Origin of the sequence: Novosphingobium kaempferiae, from assembly GCF_021227995.1 — a bacterium.
Taxonomy (GTDB): domain Bacteria; phylum Pseudomonadota; class Alphaproteobacteria; order Sphingomonadales; family Sphingomonadaceae; genus Novosphingobium; species Novosphingobium kaempferiae.
The window spans coordinates 789,420-811,051 of record NZ_CP089301.1 but is presented as its reverse complement, the minus strand read 5'-3'; the positions used below and the strand labels follow the sequence as shown (position 1 = coordinate 811,051).

Annotated in this window: 17 protein-coding genes; 4 read left to right on the top strand and 13 right to left on the bottom strand. The window is 64.0% G+C overall.

Translation table 11 applies throughout. The annotated features are described in order from the left end of the window. Positions 1-5 precede the first annotated feature (5 nt). The 4 genes from LO787_RS03885 to LO787_RS03870 form a co-directional block, all read right to left on the bottom strand. A complete protein-coding gene (locus tag LO787_RS03885) occupies positions 6-692 on the bottom strand; it encodes an Isoquinoline 1-oxidoreductase subunit (RefSeq protein WP_232494552.1) in 687 nt (228 codons plus the stop codon). Continuing rightward, positions 689-1,159, bottom strand: a complete 471-nt coding sequence (locus LO787_RS03880; RefSeq protein ID WP_232494551.1) for a (2Fe-2S)-binding protein — start codon at positions 1,157-1,159, stop codon at positions 689-691. Before LO787_RS03880 ends, LO787_RS03885 begins: the two co-directional genes overlap by 4 nt. An 80-nt stretch (positions 1,160-1,239) precedes the next feature. Then, positions 1,240-2,034, bottom strand: coding sequence for a MipA/OmpV family protein (locus tag LO787_RS03875; RefSeq protein WP_232494550.1), 795 nt, complete (start codon positions 2,032-2,034; stop codon positions 1,240-1,242). A 78-nt stretch (positions 2,035-2,112) separates the two neighbouring features. After that, entirely contained in the window at positions 2,113-3,468 is a 1,356-nt protein-coding gene (locus LO787_RS03870) for an MFS transporter (protein ID WP_232494549.1), read from the bottom strand. A 52-nt stretch (positions 3,469-3,520) separates the two neighbouring features. Here LO787_RS03870 and LO787_RS03865 point away from each other — a divergent pair, with 52 nt between their 5' ends. Together LO787_RS03865 and LO787_RS03860 are read left to right on the top strand one after the other, a co-directional pair. Continuing rightward, positions 3,521-4,516 carry an AraC family transcriptional regulator gene (locus LO787_RS03865; protein WP_232494548.1) on the top strand — a complete coding sequence of 332 codons (996 nt, stop codon included), beginning with the start codon at positions 3,521-3,523 and terminating at the stop codon, positions 4,514-4,516. Positions 4,517-5,127: 611 nt separating this feature from the next. Beyond that, complete coding sequence (locus LO787_RS03860; protein ID WP_232494547.1) at positions 5,128-6,060, top strand: SDR family oxidoreductase; 933 nt, start codon at positions 5,128-5,130, stop codon at positions 6,058-6,060. 16 nt (positions 6,061-6,076) lie between these two features. On the opposite strand, the gene LO787_RS03855 is transcribed toward LO787_RS03860, so the two are convergent. From LO787_RS03855 to LO787_RS03845, 3 genes are read right to left on the bottom strand one after another with little or no spacing between them, the layout of a single operon-like run. After that, the gene (locus LO787_RS03855; protein ID WP_232494546.1) at positions 6,077-6,892 is read right to left on the bottom strand and encodes an NAD-dependent epimerase/dehydratase family protein; all 816 of its coding nucleotides are present in this window, start codon (positions 6,890-6,892) and stop codon (positions 6,077-6,079) included. Beyond that, entirely contained in the window at positions 6,889-7,353 is a 465-nt protein-coding gene (locus LO787_RS03850; protein WP_232494545.1) for a MarR family winged helix-turn-helix transcriptional regulator, read from the bottom strand. Before LO787_RS03850 ends, LO787_RS03855 begins: the two co-directional genes overlap by 4 nt. Before the next feature lie 50 nt (positions 7,354-7,403). Beyond that, positions 7,404-8,243 carry a helix-turn-helix transcriptional regulator gene (locus LO787_RS03845; RefSeq protein WP_232494544.1) on the bottom strand — a complete coding sequence of 280 codons (840 nt, stop codon included), beginning with the start codon at positions 8,241-8,243 and terminating at the stop codon, positions 7,404-7,406. A gap of 99 nt (positions 8,244-8,342) precedes the next feature. Here LO787_RS03845 and LO787_RS03840 point away from each other — a divergent pair, with 99 nt between their 5' ends. Continuing rightward, positions 8,343-9,236, top strand: coding sequence for an SDR family oxidoreductase (locus LO787_RS03840; protein ID WP_232494543.1), 894 nt, complete (start codon positions 8,343-8,345; stop codon positions 9,234-9,236). A 149-nt stretch (positions 9,237-9,385) separates the two neighbouring features. Here the strand turns inward: LO787_RS03840 and LO787_RS03835 are convergent, their stop codons facing one another. From LO787_RS03835 to LO787_RS03810, 6 genes are all read right to left on the bottom strand, one after another. Then, entirely contained in the window at positions 9,386-10,318 is a 933-nt protein-coding gene (locus LO787_RS03835; RefSeq protein ID WP_232496249.1) for a formylglycine-generating enzyme family protein, read from the bottom strand. A gap of 127 nt (positions 10,319-10,445) precedes the next feature. Continuing rightward, the gene (locus tag LO787_RS03830) at positions 10,446-12,005 is read right to left on the bottom strand and encodes a sulfatase (RefSeq protein WP_232494542.1); all 1,560 of its coding nucleotides are present in this window, start codon (positions 12,003-12,005) and stop codon (positions 10,446-10,448) included. A gap of 47 nt (positions 12,006-12,052) precedes the next feature. After that, positions 12,053-14,866, bottom strand: coding sequence for a TonB-dependent receptor (locus LO787_RS03825; RefSeq protein ID WP_232494541.1), 2,814 nt, complete (start codon positions 14,864-14,866; stop codon positions 12,053-12,055). A 199-nt stretch (positions 14,867-15,065) separates the two neighbouring features. Beyond that, positions 15,066-16,952, bottom strand: a complete 1,887-nt coding sequence (locus tag LO787_RS03820) for a family 43 glycosylhydrolase (protein ID WP_232494540.1) — start codon at positions 16,950-16,952, stop codon at positions 15,066-15,068. A 4-nt stretch (positions 16,953-16,956) separates the two neighbouring features. Continuing rightward, the gene (locus LO787_RS03815; protein ID WP_232494539.1) at positions 16,957-18,093 is read right to left on the bottom strand and encodes a hypothetical protein; all 1,137 of its coding nucleotides are present in this window, start codon (positions 18,091-18,093) and stop codon (positions 16,957-16,959) included. Positions 18,094-18,134: 41 nt separating this feature from the next. Beyond that, positions 18,135-19,709: a sulfatase family protein gene (locus tag LO787_RS03810; RefSeq protein ID WP_232494538.1), complete on the bottom strand. Its 1,575-nt coding sequence runs from the start codon at positions 19,707-19,709 to the stop codon at positions 18,135-18,137. Positions 19,710-19,895: 186 nt separating this feature from the next. On the opposite strand from LO787_RS03810, the gene LO787_RS03805 reads away from it, so the two are divergent. Continuing rightward, positions 19,896-21,566, top strand: a complete 1,671-nt coding sequence (locus tag LO787_RS03805) for a sulfatase family protein (protein ID WP_232494537.1) — start codon at positions 19,896-19,898, stop codon at positions 21,564-21,566. The last annotated feature ends 66 nt before the right edge of the window (positions 21,567-21,632 follow it).

The window sequence follows — 21,632 nt, the reverse complement described above, 5'->3', positions numbered from 1 at the left end:
GGGGATCAGGCGGGGCATCGCGCGCCCGTTTCGAGCCAGGCCTTGATGAGTTCGCCGAACTGCGCCTGGCTCCCCGGCGCGGGCGTGCGCTCGCCACCCGGATGCCAAGCCCAGCCGACGAGTTCGTCCTGCGCCATATGGTGCAGCAACGCGTCGCGGCGCATATGCGAACGGGCAGGATCGAGCAGTTGGCGGCAGATGTCGCCCAGGCGTTTGCCCTGCCAGGCCATTTCCGGTGGGGCGAGCGCCCATTTGGGATTGCCTGGAACTCCCGAAGGCTCGGCATTGGCGTCGCCATGGCAGGTCGCGCAGCGCAGCAGCGGCAGCCCATGCCCGTCCTCACCGCGCAGCACCGCGGGGCTGTGCGGGCGCATCGCACCGGTCTGGGTCGGGCGATCGCTGCGCGGGTGGCAATTGAGGCAGCGCGGATGCTGGATCACGCGGCCCGCCTCTTCGAACAGCGCTACCGAGCGCGCAGTTGGATCGGCGATGGCGGCGAAGGCCGACACGGGTCGCAGGTCGACGCGCTGGACCTGGACACGTGCTGGTGGCAGCGTCTGGCTCTCCGGCAGTTCGCGCGGGCGCAGCAGGATCGCGAGTAGCAGTACAACGGCCGCAATGACCAGCGCCAGGATCGGCAGGCAGCCGAAGCGTCGGCGGCGCCGTTCGCTGCGCGGCCGGCGCCGCTTCACAGGTTCGCACCCCCGCTCGCCTGGGCTGCGTCGTGGATCGCGGCACGGATCCGGTTATACGTCGCGCAGCGGCAGATATTGCCGCTCATTGCGGCGTCGATTTGTTCATCGGACGGCGCCGGTACTGTGCGGAGCAGCGCCAGAGCGCTCATCATCTGGCCCGACTGGCAGAAGCCGCACTGCGGCACATCCCGCGCAACCCATGCGCTGCGCAGCGCATCTGCCTGCGGCCCGCTAATCGCCTCGATCGTCTCGACGGGAGTGTCTCCCACGTTATCCAGGGGCAGCGCGCAGGAACGCACGGGCAGACCTCCGACATGCACGGTGCAGGCGCCGCATTGCGCGGCCCCGCAGCCATATTTGGTGCCTGTCAGCTCCAGCGTATCGCGCAGGACCCAGAGCAGCGGGGTCTGGCCGTCTTCATAGACGTGATAGACCCGACCATTGACGGAAAGAACAAAAGCCATTGTTCAAGATTATCTCCGTGCGCGTGTCATGCGAACACCCGATCCTCCAGAAATGCTGCCCGATCCTGCAGCATTGCGGCTCAGAAGCGATAGGAGAGCATGAGCCCGCCGGCCGGTTGCCAGCGCCGCCCCTCCTCGACGACGGGGCTGTCGGCCATGTCGCCGACAAGATAGGTCGCGCCGGCACGCGCGATCACGCCCAACCGTTCGCTGAGCCAATAGCCCGCAGTGACGCCGCCACCCACGTCGCGGAAGCCCGATCCCGGCCGATAGGCGGCAAGGCCGCTTGTCGCGGCGCCAGCCTGGTCGATCCCAAAATAGGTGCGCGAATAGTTCGCATTGGCAAAAGTTGTTTGCAGATCAAACGAGACGAACATGTCCTGGTTCTGCATGGCGGCATAGCTCGCGCTCCCGGTCGCCAGCAGGCCGTCATGGGTGTTCGAGATATCGTGGACGAGCGAAAGCTCGAGCTGGACCGCGCCCTGACCGAACTGGTCACCGCCGATGCGATAGCCGACAAACCCGCCTGCCTCGATCGCAGTGTCGATCTCGGGGAGAAAGCCCAGGCGGCCATCGGCATCGTTGCGGGGGAGACGAAGGGCGACAACCGGGCCAAACGCAAAACGTGGATCGGAGACCAGGTCGACACGGACTCCCGGACCGCGGATTTGGAAGTTCACGCCGCTCCAGCGAATATCGGCGGTAGCGAAGGGGAGCGGGCGGACATCTCCCGATCCATCGAACTCAGGAACCACGCCGGCGCCGAGCGCCACCATGCCGTGGGGCGCGCCGTCATCGCGCGCGACCTGTTGGGCTTGCGCGTTCGTGGCCGTGGCCAAGGCGCAGGCGAACGGGATCAATGTCAAAAGGCGCATTCAAGTCTCCATGTCGGTCGGGAAGAATTGGGCCGCCGAAGGTGCCCGATGGTCGGGCTACTCCTCGGCGGCCTCTGGTCAGACCGATGGGCGGGGGCGGCCATGGTCCGAAGCGGGTGCGTAAGTGAGAAGATCCGGTGTGATGCGGCGATCGGCGATGCGCACCGCAAGCCCTGCCCCGATGCTTGCGACGGGGCCTATGAGAAGCCCGAGGCCCAGACCATTCGGGACGGCATTGGCGCTCGCCCAGTCGCTCACCATGCCGACGAACAACGGCGCCAAGGCGGGGCCGAACAGACCCGAGGTGATCAGCAGAAGGCTGGACGCCAGCGCCTGATGGCCGGCGCCGGCAATCAGATGGGCCGCTCCGAAGGCGCCGGGGAGCAGGAACGCGAACGACAGCATGCCAGGCACGAACAGCGCGATAGACAGCGCGCCATGGGGGGCGAAGAGCGCGGCCGCGGTCGTGAGCCCGGCGAGGATGAGCAGGATCGAGGGCGGCCCGAGCAGCCGCCCGTTGCCGCGTTGCACCGCGCGGTCGAACAGGCGGCCGCCAGTGAGCGTGCCGACGATCCCGATCGCGCCTTGCAGGAGGCCGAAGCTTAGCCCGACTTCGCTTGCGCTATAGCCGTGCGTGCGAATGAGGAATGGGGCGGTGAAGGAGTAGAAGGCGGCTGAAGCGAAGCCGAGTGCCACACTGCCCAGCATTAACCAACGAAAGGCCGGCACGGCCAGCAGCCTGCCGCTGGCGGCGCGCGCCGATTCGTTGTGCGCGAGCGTGGCCGCATGCGGCGGCGTCGGACCCGTGACCAGCCAGACAAGGCCGGCGAGCACTCCGCCGATCACACCGGCACCGACCAGCGCGATGCGCCATCCTAGGCTGTCGGCGATGGCCCCGCCAGCGGCGAAGCCGACCATCGTGCCGATCGGAATGCCCATAGAGACGATGGCGATGGCCATGCCGCGCCGTTTCGCGCCGATCCGGCGGGTGATGAGGGCATGGGCCGAAGGAATGGCGCCGGCTTCGCCGAGCGCGACGCCGAAGCGGGTCGCCGCAAGCAGCGCGAAGCTGCCAGCGATGCCGCCCAGCGCCGTCATCAGGCTCCAGACCAATATGCATGATACGAGAATGCGCCGCGGTGAACCACGGTCTGCGGCCCGGGCCAAAGGCAACGAGAGTAGCGTGTAGCAGACCGCGAAAGCGATCCCGGTCACCAACCCGATTTGGGTATCGCTGAGCGCCAGTTCGGTCTTGATTGTCTCCGCCAGGATGAAAAGCAGTATCCGGTCGACCTGGCAAAGTACGCTGACCAGAAACAATACAGCAAGAAAGCCCGCGGTGTGCCGCTTGATTATCAATGAAGGGATTGAGAAGGCGCTGTCATCTGACGACCACGCTAGTATGTCTGTTGCATTCTTAGCGGAGAGCGGCATTATAGAGGCACTCCTCGGCTGATTGGGACCATCAAGCTATAAGGAGTGTTCGATGAGCAGAATGCCGGAAACCGCAAGAATCTTGCCTTTTCCTACAAATGACGCCCGCGCGGTGCTGCCGCGTGCCTCGGAGAATCGTCTGCCGCCGCAATTGCGGGACAGCGTGCTCGCGCATGTAAATGCGCTCGGCGGCGGCGAAGGCCAGTTCCCCCTGCCGATGCCCGGCGTCAACGTGATCCGCGCCAAGCGCCACGTTCCAGCCAATCCACAGATCTACAAGCCGTCGCTTTGCATCGTGTTCGAAGGCCTCAAGCAAATCGAGTTCGGTGGCCAGTCGCTTGAATATGGCGTGATGGAATGTCTGATCGTCAACATGGAGATCCCGGCAACGGGGCGGATCGTCGGCTCCAGTCCCGATGAGCCCTTTCTCGGAATGGTCATCGAGTTCGACGCTGAGTTGCTGCGCAGCGTACTCGAACAACTGCCCAAGCCTCCCGCGCCCAGAAGCCATGACGGCCCAAGCCTGTTCGTGACCAAGATCGGCGACCAGCTTACTGATTGCCTGGTGCGGCTGATGCGAATGGCGCAGACGCCAGAGGCGGTGCCGATCCTCTATCCGGCGGTGATGCGCGAGATCTATTATTGGCTACTCACCGGTCCGCATGGCGGCGAGGTCAGCAAGCAGGTGATGCCCGAAAGCCATCTTGAGCGTGTCAGCCGGGCGATCCGGGTGATGCGCGTGAATTTCGCGCAAACGCTGCGTATCGAGCAACTGGCCGATATTGCTGGGATGAGCCCGTCCTCCTTCCATCAGCATTTCAAAGCGCTCACCTTGATGACCCCGGTCCAGTTCCAGAAGCAGTTGCGCCTGCTCGAGGCACGGCGGCTTATGATCGCCGAAGCCGCCAATGTGACCGACGCCGCCTATCAGGTCGGCTATGAAAGCGCCTCCCAGTTCAGCCGCGAATACAGCCGCAACTTCGGCATCGCGCCAAAGCGCGACGTGATGATGCGCCGGGCGCTGCTAGCCGAGGTCGGTGCGGGCTAGTCGGCAGCCCGGCTGCTGATGGGTCAGCAGCGATCGGTAGATAGGTCGATCTGCACCCGTTACTTGTCGACCTTCGTGCCGGCCCACTGCCAAGCGTGGTTGCCGAACATGAGCGGCGATGGCGGGTCGTCCTGCGATGCAAGCGTTGCGATCCGCGCGGCAAGCTGCTTCGGATCGCCGGGCCGGTCACGTCAGGCCGTGGCCCGGTTCGACGACCGTGACCTGCGGGTCGCAGCCGCGCTCCAGGGGTTCGGCGTCCTCTACATTCTGGAACATCGGGTAGCTGCGCCGATTGCCGATGGCCGTCTCATCTGTCTGCTCGAGACATAGTGCGAGCCGTTCGCCGGCTACCACCTCTATCACCCCATCGGGAGGGAACGACGGACTTCGAACTTTTCAAGGAGACGCTTCGAGCAAGTAAGGTCGGCAAGGGCTAGGCCAGTCGTTTAATCTCGCACGGCGATCTCGCGCAGCATGGCTATGTCTGCCTCACGGGCAGCGTCGCTCCAGTTTCGCAGGATCGTGCAGGTTTTTCCCGGCTTCGGGCATGCGGCAAACGGGCCCACGCTCTACCTCTTCATCAACCATCCAAGTTGACGAGAGGCACTGCCATGTCCCGCTGGACATCCGCCAATATTCCCCCGCAATACGGCCGCTCGGCCGTCATCACTGGCCCGGGCGGGCTCGGTTTCGAAACCGCGCTGGCGCTGGCGCGCGCCGGTGCGGAGATCATCCTCGCAGGCCGTAACCCGGCAAAGGGCGCGGAGGCGGCCAATGCCATCCGCGCCGCGGTGCCGTCCGCGACGATCTGCTTCGAACGTCTCGATCTCGCGGACCTGACTTCGGTTACCGATTTTGCCGACCGTCTGCACGAGCAGCGCAGCAGTCTCGATATCCTCGTCAACAATGCGGGCGTCATGCGACCGCCCGAATGGCAGGCTACCGCCGACGGGTTCGAGCAGCAACTGGGCATCAACTATCTCGGCCATTTCGCGCTTACCGGCCGGTTGATGCCGCTGCTCATGAATGGCGCCAGGGCGCGTGTCGTTACGCTTTCAAGTATCGCCGCCAGGCAAGGCGCGATTCATCTCGACGATATCAACGCGCAAGGCTGGTATGATCCGATGCCGGTCTATTGCCAGTCGAAGCTTGCCTGCCTGATGTTCTCGTTCGAACTCGAGCGCCTCAGCATGGCGCACGGCTGGGGGGTCTCGAGCATCGCGGCGCATCCTGGCGTCTCCCGCACCGACCTGCTCCACAATGCGCCGGGCCGGCGCAGCGCGATCGGCGTCGCCCGGTCGCTACTCTGGTTCCTGTTCCAGCCTGCAGCTCAAGGCGCATTGCCGTCCCTATTCGCGGCGACTGCACCACAAGCCAAGGGCGGTGGCTATTATGGCCCAGACAGTCTCGGCGAGACGCGCGGCCATCCGGTGCCCGCGAAGATTCCGCCGCAAGCGCTGGACCAGACGGTTGCCACGCGGCTGTGGGAGATGTCGCAGGAACTGACGGGTAATCCGTTCGCCCGCACCGTCCCACCAGCCTGAGCGTCGCGCCGATCCGCTACATCAGGCTTTCCTCGACCGCCTGATAGACGGTCCTGACGCTTGGCCGAAAACCCAGTCGCCGCGCAAGCGTGCCGTCGGCCTGCATGTACCAGGGATAGGCCAGCGGCTCCGCAGAGGGGGCCATCGCCTCGCCGACGAGTTCGCAAAGCTCGAACAGCGACATTGGTGCCTCATCGACGAGGTTCACGATCCGGCGGTCCATCGCGCCGTCGAGCGCGAGGGTTATGGCAACCGCTATATCGCGATGATGGATCATGCTCATTCGCTGCGCCGGGTGAAAGCCAGCCTGGACCGCAAGCTTGGGCAAGGTTTCGAGGTGCCCGTCGCCATCACCATAGACGAAGGAGAAGCGCAGGATCGACCAGGTGAGACCGCTGCTCTTGAGCGCGGCTTCAGCAGCAAGCTTGCTTGCGGGATAGGCTTGGACGGGCTCGGACCGGTCCGTCTCGCGTCCCGGGCGGCCGGCATCCTTGTCATAGACGAGGCTGGTGCTTGCCATGATGAGCCGCGCATCGGGAGCATGGGCCTTTGCCGCATCGATCAGGTTGCACGTCCCCTCAAGATTGCTTTTCCAGATTAGGTCGGTGTCCGGCGTGCGAAAGACCGCTGCAAGGTGGATGATCGTGCTCGCTCCCGTCAGCGCCTCCGCCAAAGTTGCAGGATCGAGCAAATCCCCTTCAACCGCCTGACAGCCATCGGGAGCCGCTTTCCCCGAGCGCAGCAGCGCCTTGCAGGGGACACCCTGCGCGATCAGCCGTGGCAGGAGGCGCGCGCCGACAAGGCCGGTCGCGCCTGTGATGAGGATTGTCATTGCGAGGGTCCTTTCCGGGACAAGGCGTCGAGCCGCTCGGTCGCGATGCGCAGCACCCGTGCTGCGGTTTCGAGATCGGCATCGTCGAACCCTTCGAAGGCGGTGTGATGGATGAGCGAAATCGGATCGGGAAGCGTCGCCCACAGTGCGGCGCCGGACTTCGTCAATTGCAGCCGTTTCTGCCGCTGGTCGATTTGATCGGGAATCTGTTCGACAAGGCCGGCGCGCACCAGCGCCCCGACCACGCCGCTCAGCGTTGCGCGTTCGATCTGCAGGATACGCAGCAGATCGCGCTGCATCGTCGGGCCGTCATGCGCCAGCTGGTAGAGGACGTACCATTGCGTCGATCCAAGCCCATGGGGGCGCAGCATCGTCTCCAGCACGGCGCGTCCGGCAAAATAGCTGCGCTTGGCCCAGGCCGCCACAGCGCCACGTTTCGAACTGTCGAGTTTGCTAGCCACCCAACAATATTGTTAGGTTCCAAACAAAAAGTCAATGCGAGGCGCCCCGGTTAAACATCCCCATCTGCGAAGCTTCCTTTCGAGACATAAGCTGCGATCCGTTCGGCGGTTTCGGGCATGATCGGATTGTAGACGACCATGGCCAGATCAGTGCGGCCGTCGACCGCAAAGGTGGAAAATTCGAGCTCGATCAAGCCGATCTTGCTGTGATGCAGCCGCTTGAGCCCGTCACCTTGGCCGGTAATGTCGTTGTCGTTCCACAGCGCCGCGAATTCTGGGCTCATGCGCGAAAGTTCCTTGGCCAACTGCGCAACCTCGGCGCTTGCGCCTGCACGGACGGCATCGGCGCGCAATCCTCCGACGACGAAGCGCGCGACCGCCTGCCAGTCGTCCTGCGCAGCACGCACATGTGCATTGCTGAACATCAGGCGCAGCACGTTGCGCTCGCCGGGCGGCAGTTTTCCGTAGTCAGTCAGCAGCAAGGCGGCCGCCTTGTTCCAGGCGAGCACATCCCAAGTCGGCGTCTTCACGATTGCGGGGCTGGTCGTGAGCGCATCGAGCACGCGCTGCAACCGCGGCGACACGCTGTCCGCATGATGATAGCGCACTTCCGGTGGCCGGCCGAGGCCAAGCATGAACATATGTTCGCGTTCGGCCTGGGTAAGCATGAGGCCCGAGGCGATCCGATCGAGCACGTCGGCCGAGGGCGCCCCGCCGCGCCCTTGTTCGAGCCAAGTGTACCAGGTCGGGCTGATATTGGCGCGCTGCGCTACCTCCTCGCGCCGCAGGCCGGGCGTGCGGCGGCGCCCGCGGGCAAAGCCGAAGCTGGCCGGGTCCAGCCGCGCACGGCGATCGCGCAGGAAAGCACCGAAGTCTTTGCTGTCATCCATCGGGGCATCCAGTTGAAGATTATACCATGATAAAGTCACTACTTTAGCACGATAGCTTATGCGCCGAGAGTGAGGGCCCAGCAATCATGGAGTGATGGCATGCGTGTCTTTCTAACGGGTGCTACAGGGTTTATCGGCGCAAAGGTGGCGCAGGAACTGATCAGGGCCGGCCATCAGGTGCTTGGCATGACCCGGTCGGATTCTGGCGCAAAAGCGCTCGCGATGATGGGCGCCGAGGTCCATCGAGCGGAGCTTGGCGACCTCGATGCTATGCGGGCAGGAGCAGCGCAGGCCGACGCCGTCATCCACACCGCCTTCGATCATGATTTCAGCCGTTATGTGGCCAATTGCGAGCAGGACCGTCGCGTGATCGGGGCGCTCGGTGCTGAACTCAAAGGTTCGGCGCGTCCCCTCATCATCACGTCTGCGGTCGGGATTGGCGAGCGGGGAAATAGCGAGCCAGCGATCGAGGCCGTACTCAACCTCGATCACCCGGTTCCGCGGATCGCATCCGAACTTGCGGGCAATGATGTGTTGGCGAGCGGCGTCGACGTTCGCGTGGTGCGCCTGCCTCAGGTGCACGACGATGTGAAACAGGGCCTGGTCACGCCTTATGTTGCGCTGTGCCGCGAGAAGGAAATGGTAGCTTTTGTCGAAGAAGGGGCCAATCGCTGGTCGGCCGCACCGGTCGCCGACGTCGCACGACTGTTCCGCCTGGCGATGGAAAGGGGCCAGGCAGGCGAACGCTACAATGCCGTCGCCGAAGAGGGTGTGCCCTTCCATCAGATCGCAAAGGCGGTGGGCAGAGGGCTTGGCAAGCCGGTGGTATCGATCCCCACCGAGGAGGCGCCAAGCTATTTTGGCTGGTTCGCCATGTTCGCAAGCCTGGATATGAGCGCATCGAGCGCATGGACCCGCAGCCGACTGGGATGGGAATCAACCGGTCCCGATTTGCTTGACGACATTGCACGAATGAGCTTCTTTTTGCCCTAGCGCTACTTTGAAGGCGTCCGCTTCTGCCGTAACTCGCCGTTCACCTTGCGCAAACCGGTCGGTTTTCTGTGCGCCCTGTGTCGCCGTACGGCGGCCCACTTCCGGCTTTCGGACGCGGCCATTCGGTCCGGCTTGGACAATTTTCACGTTTAACTATCGCGGGATACGCATCGAAACCCGATGTGGGACGTCGCGGAGTCAATCATTTCCGGGTGCCGCGCAGCCGGACGATAGCGTTGGCAGTAGTTCTCGGCGCACAAATGGGATCCGCCCTTGAGTACCTTTCGACCGATCCTGACCCCAGGATGGGCTGGGTCGAAGCTGTCACTCAATTTCGCGCCGCGCGGGTTTCTCGCCATGCAGCACGATTTTGACGCAGGAGCCTTTCTGGCGCCTCGCGGAGTTTGGCTCCACCAGTCGCTGGTCCACTCCCAAGTGTTGCCGATCATGTCGAAAAGGCCGTACCCGTTCGCCGGATATGTCTTGACCGGGGACGTGCGCTCCCACCCGTCGAGCATCTGGTTGGCAAAGGGGAACAGGCCCTGCCAGTAATTGGCCATCATCGCGCCGTCCGGAGCCAGGGTGTCGCCCCAGGCATAGTCTGCGGCTTCGAGGCCACCGCGTGCGGCGAATTCGAATTCCGCCTCCGAGGGCAGTTCCTTCCCGCTCCACCGGGCATAGGCTTCCGCATCGGCATAGGCGACCTGGACGACAGGATGGTCCCACAGCCCCAGGCTTTCGATGTCGCTGCCGGGGCCGAGCGGATGGCGCCAGTCCGCGCCGAATTCGAACCGCCACCAGTTGCCCGGGTTCGAGGTATCGACCGGGACCGGGCTCTTGTGGAAGACCAGCGACCCGGCGCGGTCCATGCCCGGCAGCATATCGGGGTAGTCCCTGGGGTCGGGCGCGATCTCGGCGACCGTCGTGTAGCCGGTCGCCTCCACGAAAGCCGCGAACTGTCGGTTGGTCACCGGAATCTCGTCGATCCAGTAAGCGTCGACGAAAACGCGGCGCAGCGGAGCTTCCTCGGGATAGAACCTGTCCGATCCCATCGTGAAGGTGCCTGCGGGAATCAGGACCATGCCCGCAGTCGATGCCGCTTCCACTTCCACTTCCACTCGTCCTGCTACCTCAGTCTGCCTTGGCAAGATCCCGCCCCATGTCCCCGAGGACGCCCCCGAGTGTCAACCGCAGTCTCGGGACAAGCGGTCAGGCTTTGCCCTTCGGCTTGGGCAGCGGCTTGGGTTTGGGCTGGCGGTCGAGCACGGCGTCGAGTTCCTTCACGACCTCGGGCTTGTCCGCCGCCATGTTGCGGGTTTCGCCCGGATCGTTGACGAGGTCGTAGAGTTCGAACACCCGCTCCCCCGTCTGGTCGTGGGTCCAGCGCACGAGGCGGAACTGCTCGGTGCGGATCGCCTGGCCCCAGCGATGCGGGCGGTTGTAGAAGTGGTAGGCGTAACCGCGCAGGCGTGTCGCGCCGTTCTCCAGCACGGGCTTCAGGCTGATGCCGTCCATCGGCTGCGGACCCTTGGGTGCAGGCAGCCCGGCCAGCGCGGCAAGCGTCGGGTAGATGTCGACCGTCTCGGCGGGCTGGCGGGTCGATGCGCCCTTCGCCACGCCCGGACCTGCGAAGATCAGCGGCTGGTGCGCCGCCTGCTCGTAATTGGTGTGCTTGGTCCAGATTGCATGGTCGCCGAGGTGATAGCCATGGTCGCCCCAAAGGACGACGATGGTATTCTCGGCAAGGCCGGTGCGCTCCAGTTCGTCGAGCACCTTGCCGATCTGCGCGTCGGTATAGCTGACGCCCGCGTAGTAGCCGTGGATCAGCTTGCGCTTGAGTTCATCGGGGTACTGCGCCTCGGGCGTCTCCGGCGGGACCGGGGTATAGGCGTTGATCTCTCCGCCGACCTTGCCCGCGAAGGCGGGCGCGCCTTCGGGCATACGCTCGAACTGCGGCATCGGCAATTTCGCCGGATCGTACATGTTCCAGTACTTCTTCGGCACCGAGAACGGCAGGTGCGGGCGCGCGAAGCCGACCGCGAGGAAGAACGGCTGCTTCGAGCCCTTCAGCGCATCGAGGCGGCCGATGGCATATTGCGCCGTCCGCCCGTCCGCATAGGCGTCGTCGGGCACGTCGGGGTCTTCCCAGGCGACGCCTTTGGGCAGCGTGCGCGAGAATTCCCAGACGTCCTCGTCAGGCAGTTCGAACTCGTTGAACAGCGCCTCCTCGCGCGTATGGCCCACCGCCAGCGCCTCGGGCGAGACGTATTCGATGACGTGATCCTTGTGCGGCGGGACGGAGAAGCTCTGCGGGTCGCCCACCGTGCCGTGGCCGATGTGGAAGACCTTGCCCATGCTTTCCGCGCGGTAACCCGCCTTCATGAAGTACTGCGGCAGCGTGACCGTGTTCGGCATGAAGTCGCGCAGGTTCATGCCGAAATCGTAGATGCCCGAGGACGTCGAACGCGCCCCGCTCATCAGGTTGAGGCGGCTGGGCGCGCAGACCGCCTGGTTGGCATACGCAAGGTCGAACCGCGTGCCGCGCGCGATCAGGCGGTCGATGTTGGGCGTGATGGCGGTCGGGTCGCCGTAGCCGTGGATCGCGGGCTTGAGGTCGTCGATCAGGATGAAGAGGATGTTGGGGCGAGCCGCCGCCTGTGCCTGCGATGCGACCGGAGCCTCCTTCGCGAAAGCCTGCGGCGCGCCGGTCAGCATCGTGAATGCCAGCAGCGAGGTGACGGCGCGGCGCGTTCTTCTGCCAAGGTTCATGCGCATTCCCTTTCGTATCTCATCCCGTCGACGACCCGTAGTCGCCCTTACAGCTTGCCCCGCACGCCGAACACGAAGCGGCGGTCGGCGGCGCGGTACTGCCCGATCGGGCCGTCCGCGAAGATGGCGCGCTCGATGCTCGGCTCGTTGGTCAGGTTGATCGCGGAGAAGGTGACGGCGAACCGGTCGTTCACGTCGTAAGAGACGCTGGCGTTCACCTGTGCGCGGTCGTCCTGATACCACGGCAGGTTGTTGCTGAGGTCGGTCGCCTCGGTCCGCAGGAACGGATCGCGCTTCGTATAGCGTACGCGCACGTTCAGGCCGTATTTTTCGTAGAACAGCGTGATGTTGTAGTTGTTCTTCGAAAGGTCGCGCAGGGGCAGGGGAAGCACCGCCGCCGTGCCGCCACCCGCCACGATGCCGGGCACGGTGAAGGTCGCGTCGCGCTTGCCGTCCTGATAGGTGTAGTTGGCAATGACGCCGAACCCGTCGAGGAACCCCGGCAGGTAGGTGAAGCTGTGCTGGAAGGCCACTTCGAGGCCCTTCAGCGTCGCGCCGCCCGCGTTCTGCGGCTGGTTCACGCCCACACACTTGCCGACGTTTCCGGTCAGGTCGACCGCCACCGGGTTGAAGATGCCGGTGGCGCAGTTGTTGGGATCGAAGGGGCCACGGGCAGGGTCGATGAGCGTGGGCGAAATCGCCACGGTCGTCACGAGGTCATGGTACTTCTTGTAGAAGCCGCCGATCGACAAGATCGAATTGCGGTCGAAGTACCATTCCACCGCCGCATCGAACTGGTCCACGGTCTGCGGCTTCAGTTCGGGATTGCCGGTGCCGACATAGACGTCGCCCACCAGCGGGAAGTTCACCGAAGGCGAAAGCTGCGCGAAGTCGGGACGGCGCATGGACCGGCCGTAGGACGCGCGCACGATGACCTTGTCCATCGGTTCGATGGAAAGCATCGCGCTCGGCAGCCAGTACTTGTAGTTCTTCCTGTCGACGATCTGTGAGATCACGCCGCTGGAGATCGCATTGCCGATGGTGGTCTGGTCGGTGCTGACCCAGCGCACGCCCGCGTTGCCGCGCACCGCCATGCCCGCGATCTCGGTATCGAGGTTCGCCTTGGCATAGAGCGCGACGGTCTTTTCCTTCACCCTGAAGCTGGCGGCATAGTCCTGCGGCGCCACCGGCAGAAGGCTGAAGGCTTCGCGCGCGGCAGTCGGATCCTGCGTCACCGATGCGGGCACGACGAAGCCGCCGATGTACTGGTATCCGGTGTCGGCGAAGACGTCGTCCTGGGCGATGTCGAACAGGTCGGGGCGCTGCGCGGCGCTGAAGCCGGGGAACGTGCGTGAAGCCTGCGTGAAGCGGTCACGCTTCGAATTGGACTGGTTGAGGCGGGTGCCGAACTCGATCGAGCGCAGCGGGCCAAGGTCCGCATCCCACTTCAGGTCGAGGCGCTGGGCGTTCTCGACGTTGCGGAACCGCGTCTCGTTGTCGCGCGCGATGAACGCGCTCCAGTAGGCGGGGTTCGCCTTGTTGGCCCACAGCGGACTCGACGGATCGGGCGCGAAGTAGAGCAGGTCGTCGGTCATCTCCAGGATCACCGGCGGGCTGATCTTGCCGCGTTCGTTGTTGAAGTTGGGGCCGGTCGGATCGCTGTACTGCGACACCATTTCGAAGCCCGCCTCGTCGCTGGTGGACCCGGCGCGGCTGGCCTCGAACTTCACGTTGAGCGCACCCCTGGTCCATTCGCCGCCGGCAGCCGCGATGTAGCTTTCGGTGAAGCGGGTGGGGCTGTTGTTGCGTGAGCGCAGGCGGGTGTCACCCACGAGGCCGCTGGTCATCAGGCTGTAGTCGAACCCGCCCGAACTCATCGGGTCGATCTGCGCCTGCGAGAGATAGGGCAGTTCCGAGATGTCGCTGGGCTGGTGGAAGAAGACGCCGTATTCCGCGCCCGTCACCGACTGGTCGATGTACGTGCCGTCGACGAAGAGCTTGAGCTCGGGAGATGCCTGCCACTCGATCGAGCCGGTGAGCGACTTGTTCTCGCGGTCGCGCACGGTGTTGAACTGCTGCGCGTAGTTGGGGCGCAGGTACGGATCGCTGGTGCCGTCGCCGTCCAGGTCCACCGTGGTGCGCGCGGCGTAGCGCACGTTCAGCGCATCCTCGCGTACGGTCTGCTTGCTGTAGCCGGCGGACAATACCACACCGATCTCGCCGATGCCGGTGTCGAAGCTCTTGCCGAAGACGGCGGAGATGCGCGGATTGTAGCTCTCGGAATACTCGGCATATTCCATCTCGGTGCGGATCGAGGCGATCGGTGCCTTGAGGCCGAGGCCCTTGTAGGTGCGCAGGTCGACGATGCCGCCCACCGAACCTTCAAGCTGGTCTGCCGTCGCCACCTTGGTCACCGCGACCGAGGCGATAAGCTCGGCCGGAACGTCGCCGAAGCTGATGCCGCCGCGGCTGTCGCCCGAAGGCGTCGTGGCCCGGCCGTTGATGAGCACGAGGTTTTGCGAAGAGCCGCGGATCGAAACGTTGCTGCCCACGCCCTGCGCACGGTCGATCTGGATGCCTGAGATGTTCTCCAGCACTTCGGCAAGGTTCTGGTCCGGCAGCTTGCCCACGTCGTCGGCGTTGATGACGTCGACGATGTTCACGGTGTTGCGCTTTTCGCCCAGGGCGTTCGCCAGCGATGCGCGAATGCCGGTTACGACGATGTCCTGGCCCGCCTCGGGTTCCGCAAGTGTCGTCTCGGTGCCGTTCTGTACACCCTGTGCGCACGCCATACCGGCGTTGAGCGCGGCAAAACCGGCTCCGAGCATGAGGATGCGACGAGTGCCCCTGGAATTCAGCATCAAACTTCCCCCATTTCCGACACCGGGATGCGGCGGTCGGTGAATGCCGGCTACTCCCGTTGTCGGGTTGTGGCGCAGCCGTTGCGGCCTGATAGGCAACGGAAAGAACGGGCGTCAAGTATTAATATTATAAATAGTAGCTCTTGAGCGCGCACTTTCGATCCCGCTCTAAATGGCGCTTTTCCGTCATATTGGCCTGTCACTTACCGCTGGCGTCGAGGCGCGGAATGCCGATCGCCTCCAGATCGCCGATGTCGATGGGCACTAGACCGAAATGCATCCGCCACGGGGCGGTCACGTCGTTTCCGAACATGGTGTACCAATACCGGCCCTCCTTGTCCCTGAACGGCGTCCCGTGCCCGCCATGCGGCGCCCCGATCCGGCGCTGGCTGTACGGCCCCATCAGGGTCTTCGAGGACGCATACATCATGTCGTAAGTGCCGTGCGTACGCAGCGGCCCGTTCCATTCCGCGCCGGTGAGGAAATAGACGCCGCCGACCTTGATGAGTGCATTGCCTTCGTAGCCCACCGCGTCGCCATCCACGTCCACCAGCTTGCGCACCGGTCCGTCGAAGCCGCTGCGCGCGGCGTTGAGTTTGCCGATCCTGCCCCCGCCCCAGAGCATGTAGAAGCCGTCCTCATCCTCGAACGGGAAGCCGTCGATTCCTTCGACGAGAAAGCTCTTCGCGGTGTTCGTATAGGGCCCTTCCGGCTTTCCGCTGGTCGAGCGGTAGAGCCAGGTCTTGCCGCCGACGCCGCGTTCCATGACGGAAAACGCAAGGTAATAGGTCTTGTCGCGCGCGCTCCAGTGGATTTCTGGCGCCCAAAGTTCGGCGACATGGTCCTTGAAATCGTAACCCATGCCTTCCCAGTGGAAGACGAAACCTATGTCTTCCCAGTGCTCCAGATCGGCAGAACGCCACAGTTTCACGCCGCCGTCCGGGCGCTGCTTGCCGAAGCCGCCGAGCGTGCCCGCCAAGTAGTAATTGCCGTCGCCGCCCAGCGTGACCGATGGGTCGCGGATCGTCTCGCTGGTGACGAGCGGGTGGCGGGAGGCGACTGCGCTGTCCTCGGTAATGACGGCGGCGGCCTGCCGCAGCCGGCCGTCGGGTGCGCGTTCCAGCGGGACGAGGCCGACCTGCTCGCAGAACAAGGCAAAATCATCCTCGCAGCGCGGGTTGTAGACCGTGGCCAGCGTGCCGTCATCGAGGCGGAGGATCGAGGGCTTCCCGGCATGAGGCGCGGCCAGCATCCGCATCGAGAATGGGCCGTAAGGCGTCGGTCCTTCGGCGACGAATACGTCTTCGGTCGCGGTGCGCAGGCGGCCGGTGACTTCACTGGCGGCAAGCAGGTAGCGGTCGCCATCGCGCAGCATCATCGCCCCGCGCCGACCCACCCGCGTGCGCACCGGCCAGTCCTTTCCGACCGGCGGATGCTTGGCGAACAACGCCTGATCAGGCTTGAGGAAGCGAGGCGTCTCCGCAAGCCCGGCATATCCCGGTGCGAGCTTCGCGATGATGCCGCCACCCCACAGGAGGTAGCCGGTGCCGTCCTGGTCGATAAACAGCGATACGTCCTCGGCCCCGTCGACGAGGCAGGGAGAAGCAGTGAACGCACCCTGCGGACTGGCCGCCGATCCTGTCGCTATGCGAGCGCAGCCGCCCTTGTCGGCGAAGGCCAGGTAGAGCCGGTCTTTTGCCACGGTGACGGACGGGGCGATATAGCGCTCGGCAACCTCGCCGGGAACTATGCCGGGGCCGGTGATCCGGGCGGGGCCAAGGTTCTTCCAGTTCCTGCCGTCCGGCGAGGTCCACAGTTCGACGCCATGCCGATCGCCGTTGCGCAAGCTCGTGCCGGTCAGGATCCAGCCGCCGTCCGCCAGCCGCGCCATCGAGGCATCGCCGATGGAGCGCGCGTCGAACACGGCCCTGACCGGCTTTGCGTCGGCGGCGGGCATGACCGCAGCGTTGCGGTCCATGGAAGGATGATCGAGGAAGATGTCATCCGCGACCTTGGCCGGGACAGCGGCGAAAGCGAGTGTCGGAACGATCAGGGCGGCGACGCCGCTGAGCAGGGTCTTCTGCAACGTGTCAGTCCTTCTGTTCGGCGATGAAATCGTCGATCCATGCATAGCTGGGCGCGGCGCTTCCATCCGTGTCGGGCTGGATGGTCCGTCCCGTGAAGACGCTGTTGAGCAGCCATGGCGTCTTGTTCGGTCCCCATTCGGCGGACATCGAACGTCCCTGCTTGAACCCGTAGGTGGCGACGGCCAGCCGTCCGGTGTCGCGGAAGATTTTCATCTGGTTGCGGATGTAGTGCCTGCGTGTCTCGAACCACGGGCTGAGGCGCAGGAAGTCGTCCCACTGCGTCTTGGGGAACGGCGCCTTCAGCGCGGCCGCGATGACCTGCCAGTTTTGCGTGCCTGCGGGCAGGTTGTACCGCGTGGCATAGGCAGGAGACACAGCCTGTTTCATCTGTTTCTTCCACCACCAGACGAGCGAAAATTCGGTGACGGTGAACTTCTGATCCGGCCGTATTCGCGGAAGGATGTAGTCGAGGAAGGCGCGCGAAACCGCGATATCATCGATGTGCGGATGGATGTTGACGCCGTCGAGTTCCGGCGTCGCCTTGACGAAGGCGAGCCAGCGCTCGGCCGTGGGGGTGCGCCAGTCCGGCTTTTCGAGCTGGTTGAGCGCACCCATGTACAGGCGCGTCCTGCAACCTGTGCCGCAATGATCCCGTCGCCGGTCGATGACTCGTCTTGCAATCGTCTCGTAGAAGACGTTGAAGTCCTCGTCCCAGTCTTCGCGTCGGCTTTCGATGAGAGGCTCGTTGCCGATGACGAGGATATCGATCTGGCCCACCACCAGCGGAAGCACGGCATCGACACGCGCCAGTTCCCGAGCCATCGCCGGGGAGCCAGGCTTGGGGAAATCCTTGCGATTGTACGGGAACTTGAGCGTCAGCATAGTATGATAGCCGCGCTGCCCGACCTCAAGAATAGTTCGCACGGCGCCATGCCGCGCGGCGCCTGCATCGACCTGCGGCATCGGCAGGAAGATACGCACCCAACGCGTGTGCGCCCTTTCGAGATCGCGATAGTCCACGTCCTCGAAATGCTCGTTGTAGTTGGCGCCCAGCGCCGCCTGTGCATGGACCGTGGAGGGCGCGGCACCCGCCAGAAAAAGGGCGAGCACGCCCGCACCCGCGTCCTTCAGATATCCCATCGTTTGCTCCCTTGAATGTTCGTTATCGGCTATCGGCCGGTTCAGGGACGGCTGCGTCCTTCCCGTTCGATCCTGTCGAGCCAGGCCGCCAACTGCGCCGCGCGCCGTGGCTGCGAAGCGGCGAGGTTCCTGGTTTCGCCTGGATCGTCGGCAAGGTTGTAGAGCTGGTTTTCCGGTCGAGTACCGATGGGGTTGCCATGAAATTGCTGCGGCTCGACGCTGCGGCGGATCAGTTTCCAGTCGCCCGCTCGGATCGCCAGTATGCGCGAGCCGCTGCTGGCGACGGTAGCGCCGGTCGTCACCATGAGCTTGGTGTCCTCGACCACGTATTCACGCCCCCTGTGGGTCTGGCCGAGAAGCGGGGCAAGCATGTCGAAGCTGTCGACGGCCGAAGCATGGGGCAGTTGCTGCCCGACAAGCGCCGCAAGCGACGCGATCATGTCGACATGATCGACCAGTGCGGATGAAACGTGACCCGGGCGAACGTGCCCCGGCCAAGCCGTTATCATCGGAACGCGGGTTCCGCCTTCGAGAATGCTGTATTTTCCACTGCTGAAGGGGCCTGCGGGACGATGCGCTCCGGCGAGTTCCACGGCCCTGTCCTCGTATCCGTCGAAGAGGATCGGGCCGTTGTCGCTGCTGAAGACGACCATTGTGTTCTTCGCGATGCCAAGCCGGTCTAGGGCGCGCATGAGTTCTCCAACCGTCCAGTCGAGCTGGAGGATGGCGTCGCCGCGCGGACCCATGCCTGACTTCCCGACGAAGCGCGGGTTGGGCGCGCGCGGTACGTGAGGTTCGTTGACGGCGTAGTAGAGAAAGAACGGCGCGGCCCGCTTTGCGGAGATGAAATCCACCGCCTTTTCCAGCAGAAGGTCGCTCAGGTTCTCGTCGTTCCACCGCGCGGACTTGCCGCCCGTCATGTAGCCGATGCGGCTGATACCATTGACGATGGTGTTCGAATGTTCCGGATCGGCGCCGTAGCGAAGCATTTCCGGATGCTTGGCGCCGGTCGGCTCGTCGCCCATTTTAGCGCCGTAGCTGACCGCGATCGGGTCGTTCTGGTCGAGATTTGCCACTCGGCGCCCGTCGATGAGCACGGTAGGCACCCGGTCCAGCGTCGCCGGCATGAAAAAGCCATGGTCGAAGCCGATGTCGAGCGGCCCAGGACCGATCTCTCCATTCCAGTCGACCTTTCCATCGCCGAGGCCAAGGTGCCATTTGCCGACGAAACCGGTGTTGTAGCCGGCCTGTTTCAGCATGGCGGGCAGCGTGTAGCGGCCGGGTCGGATGAGCGCGGCTGCATCGCCCGGCAAGATCTGGGTGCCGGAGGTTCGCCAAGGATATTCGCCTGTCATCAGCGCATAGCGGGATGGCGTACACGTAGCGGAAGGCGAGTGGGCGTTTACGAACCGTGTACCCTGTGCCGCCAAGCGATCGATGTTTGGCGTACGGATCGTCGTTGACCCGTAGCAGCTGAGATCACCGTATCCGAGATCATCCGCATAGACCACGACGATATTTGGCTTTGCAGCAGTGATCGCGGACATCGCTTTCGATGCAACGACGGCAGCTGCGCCTGCCAGCAGGAGGCAGCGACGGGTGATCTTTGAGTTCATGCTTCTTTAGAAACTCAGGCGGTGGCTTTGCGAATTAACATAGACTTATAAATATGATAAAAAAGTTTGACAATACAAATACAGACATGGCAGCCTTTTGGTGTCGGGCGAGAATGCGCCTTGAACAGAACAAATTTGGGATCATGCGCGGCACCGCGTCGGCATGAGAGTACGAGGACAGCATCCATGCCAGCCGACCCCGGCGAAGCCGCCTTCATCCGGCGGCGCGACTTTCTGCGTTGCGCTTCCGTAGGCGCGATCGTCGCCTCGGTTGCGACGCCGGCCATGTTGCAGGCGGCAGCCAGAGCGAACCCTTTGAAACCGGGCGCGGGCGGGCGCAGGCCCAATGTGATCCTCCTGCTGACCGACCAGCAGCCCGCGGGACTGACGAAGCGTTCCGGGTTTCCGTTCGACACGATGCCGACGATGGATCGGCTGGCAGGCGACGGCGTCGATTTCGCGCGTGCCTACTGCACGATGCCGGCGTGCACGCCGAGCCGCACCTCGATGCTGACGGGGCGCTGGCCTTCCGCCCATCGTGTGCGCATGAATTATCAGGCCGACGCCGCCTTCTTCGAGAAGGACGTGTACCAGGTCGCGCGCGAGGCGGGCTATCGCACCGGTCTGGCTGGCAAGAACCACACCTACCTCAAGAAGGACCAGGTCGATTTCTGGCGCAACTACAGTCACGAAGTCGGGGACGAGACCGGCGGCGACAAGGCGCAGAACGCGGCTTATGAGAAATGGCTCAAGGAACTGAGCTTCAACGTCTCGACCAAGCCCACGCCTTTTCCGGTCGACGTACAGTTTCCCTATCGGATCGTGTCCGACGCTATGGACTTCATCGATCAGTCCGGCACGCAGCCCTTCTTCCTGCAAGTCTCCATCCCTGAGCCACATAATCCCGAGCAGGTGCCGGAGCCTTACTGGGACATGTTCCCGCCGGCTGCTCTGCCCGAGCGCGGCGCCGGGCTTGAGGCGCTTGAGAAGCTCGGCGACCGGGCGCGGTGGCTGCACCGGCTCGAAAACTATGGCTATCGCGATACCGAGAAGAATTGGCGGCGTTATGTCTCCAATTATCTCGGGATGCTGCGCCTGATTGATGACCAGGTGAAGCGGCTGGTCGGCCATCTCGAAGCCAAGGGCGTGTTGCAGGACACCATCATCGTGCGCGTCGCGGATCATGGCGACTATCTCATGAAGTATGGCCTCGGCCGGAAGGGCGTCGGCCTTCCCGAGACACTGGTGCACATCCCGATGGTCTGGCACGGGCCGGGCATTCACGATCGCGGCAAGGTGGGCGAGACCTGTTTCGTGTCCATGGCCGACGTGATGCCGACGCTGTGCGAGGCGATGGGGGCGCCGATCCCGCACGGTGTTCAGGGACGCAGCCTGCTGCCGTTGATGTGCGGCGAAGCGTATCCCGAAGCCGAGTTCCGCAGCATCTACGCCGAGGCCGGGCTCGGCGGCCTGTACTATGAACAGAGCGACAATGTCCCGCCTTCGATAGCGGGCAAGCAGGACGACGGTTTCGACGAACTGAACATGGTCACCCAGAGCGGCAACCAGAAGATGGTTCGCATGGGCAAGTGGAAGCTCATCTACGACATGATGGGCTATGGCCAGTTGTACGATCTCGACCGCGATCCCGATGAACTGACCAACCTTTTCAACCGACCTGAAGTGGCGGCCGAGCAGGGGACGCTGCTGGCCGAACTGCTGATGTGGACGGTCCGCAACCAGGACAGCCTGCCCACCGGGCCACAGTTCCGCAAGTACCAGACCAAGTGGCCAACGCAGCACAACTGGTATGCGCCGCATCGTCACGCAGAGCCGGGAATGCCCTTCGTTCCCTGAGCCGCACTACCTTTGAAGGCGCCCTTTACCGGGCAGGCGTGGGGGCACGCCGCAGACCGCTTCGGC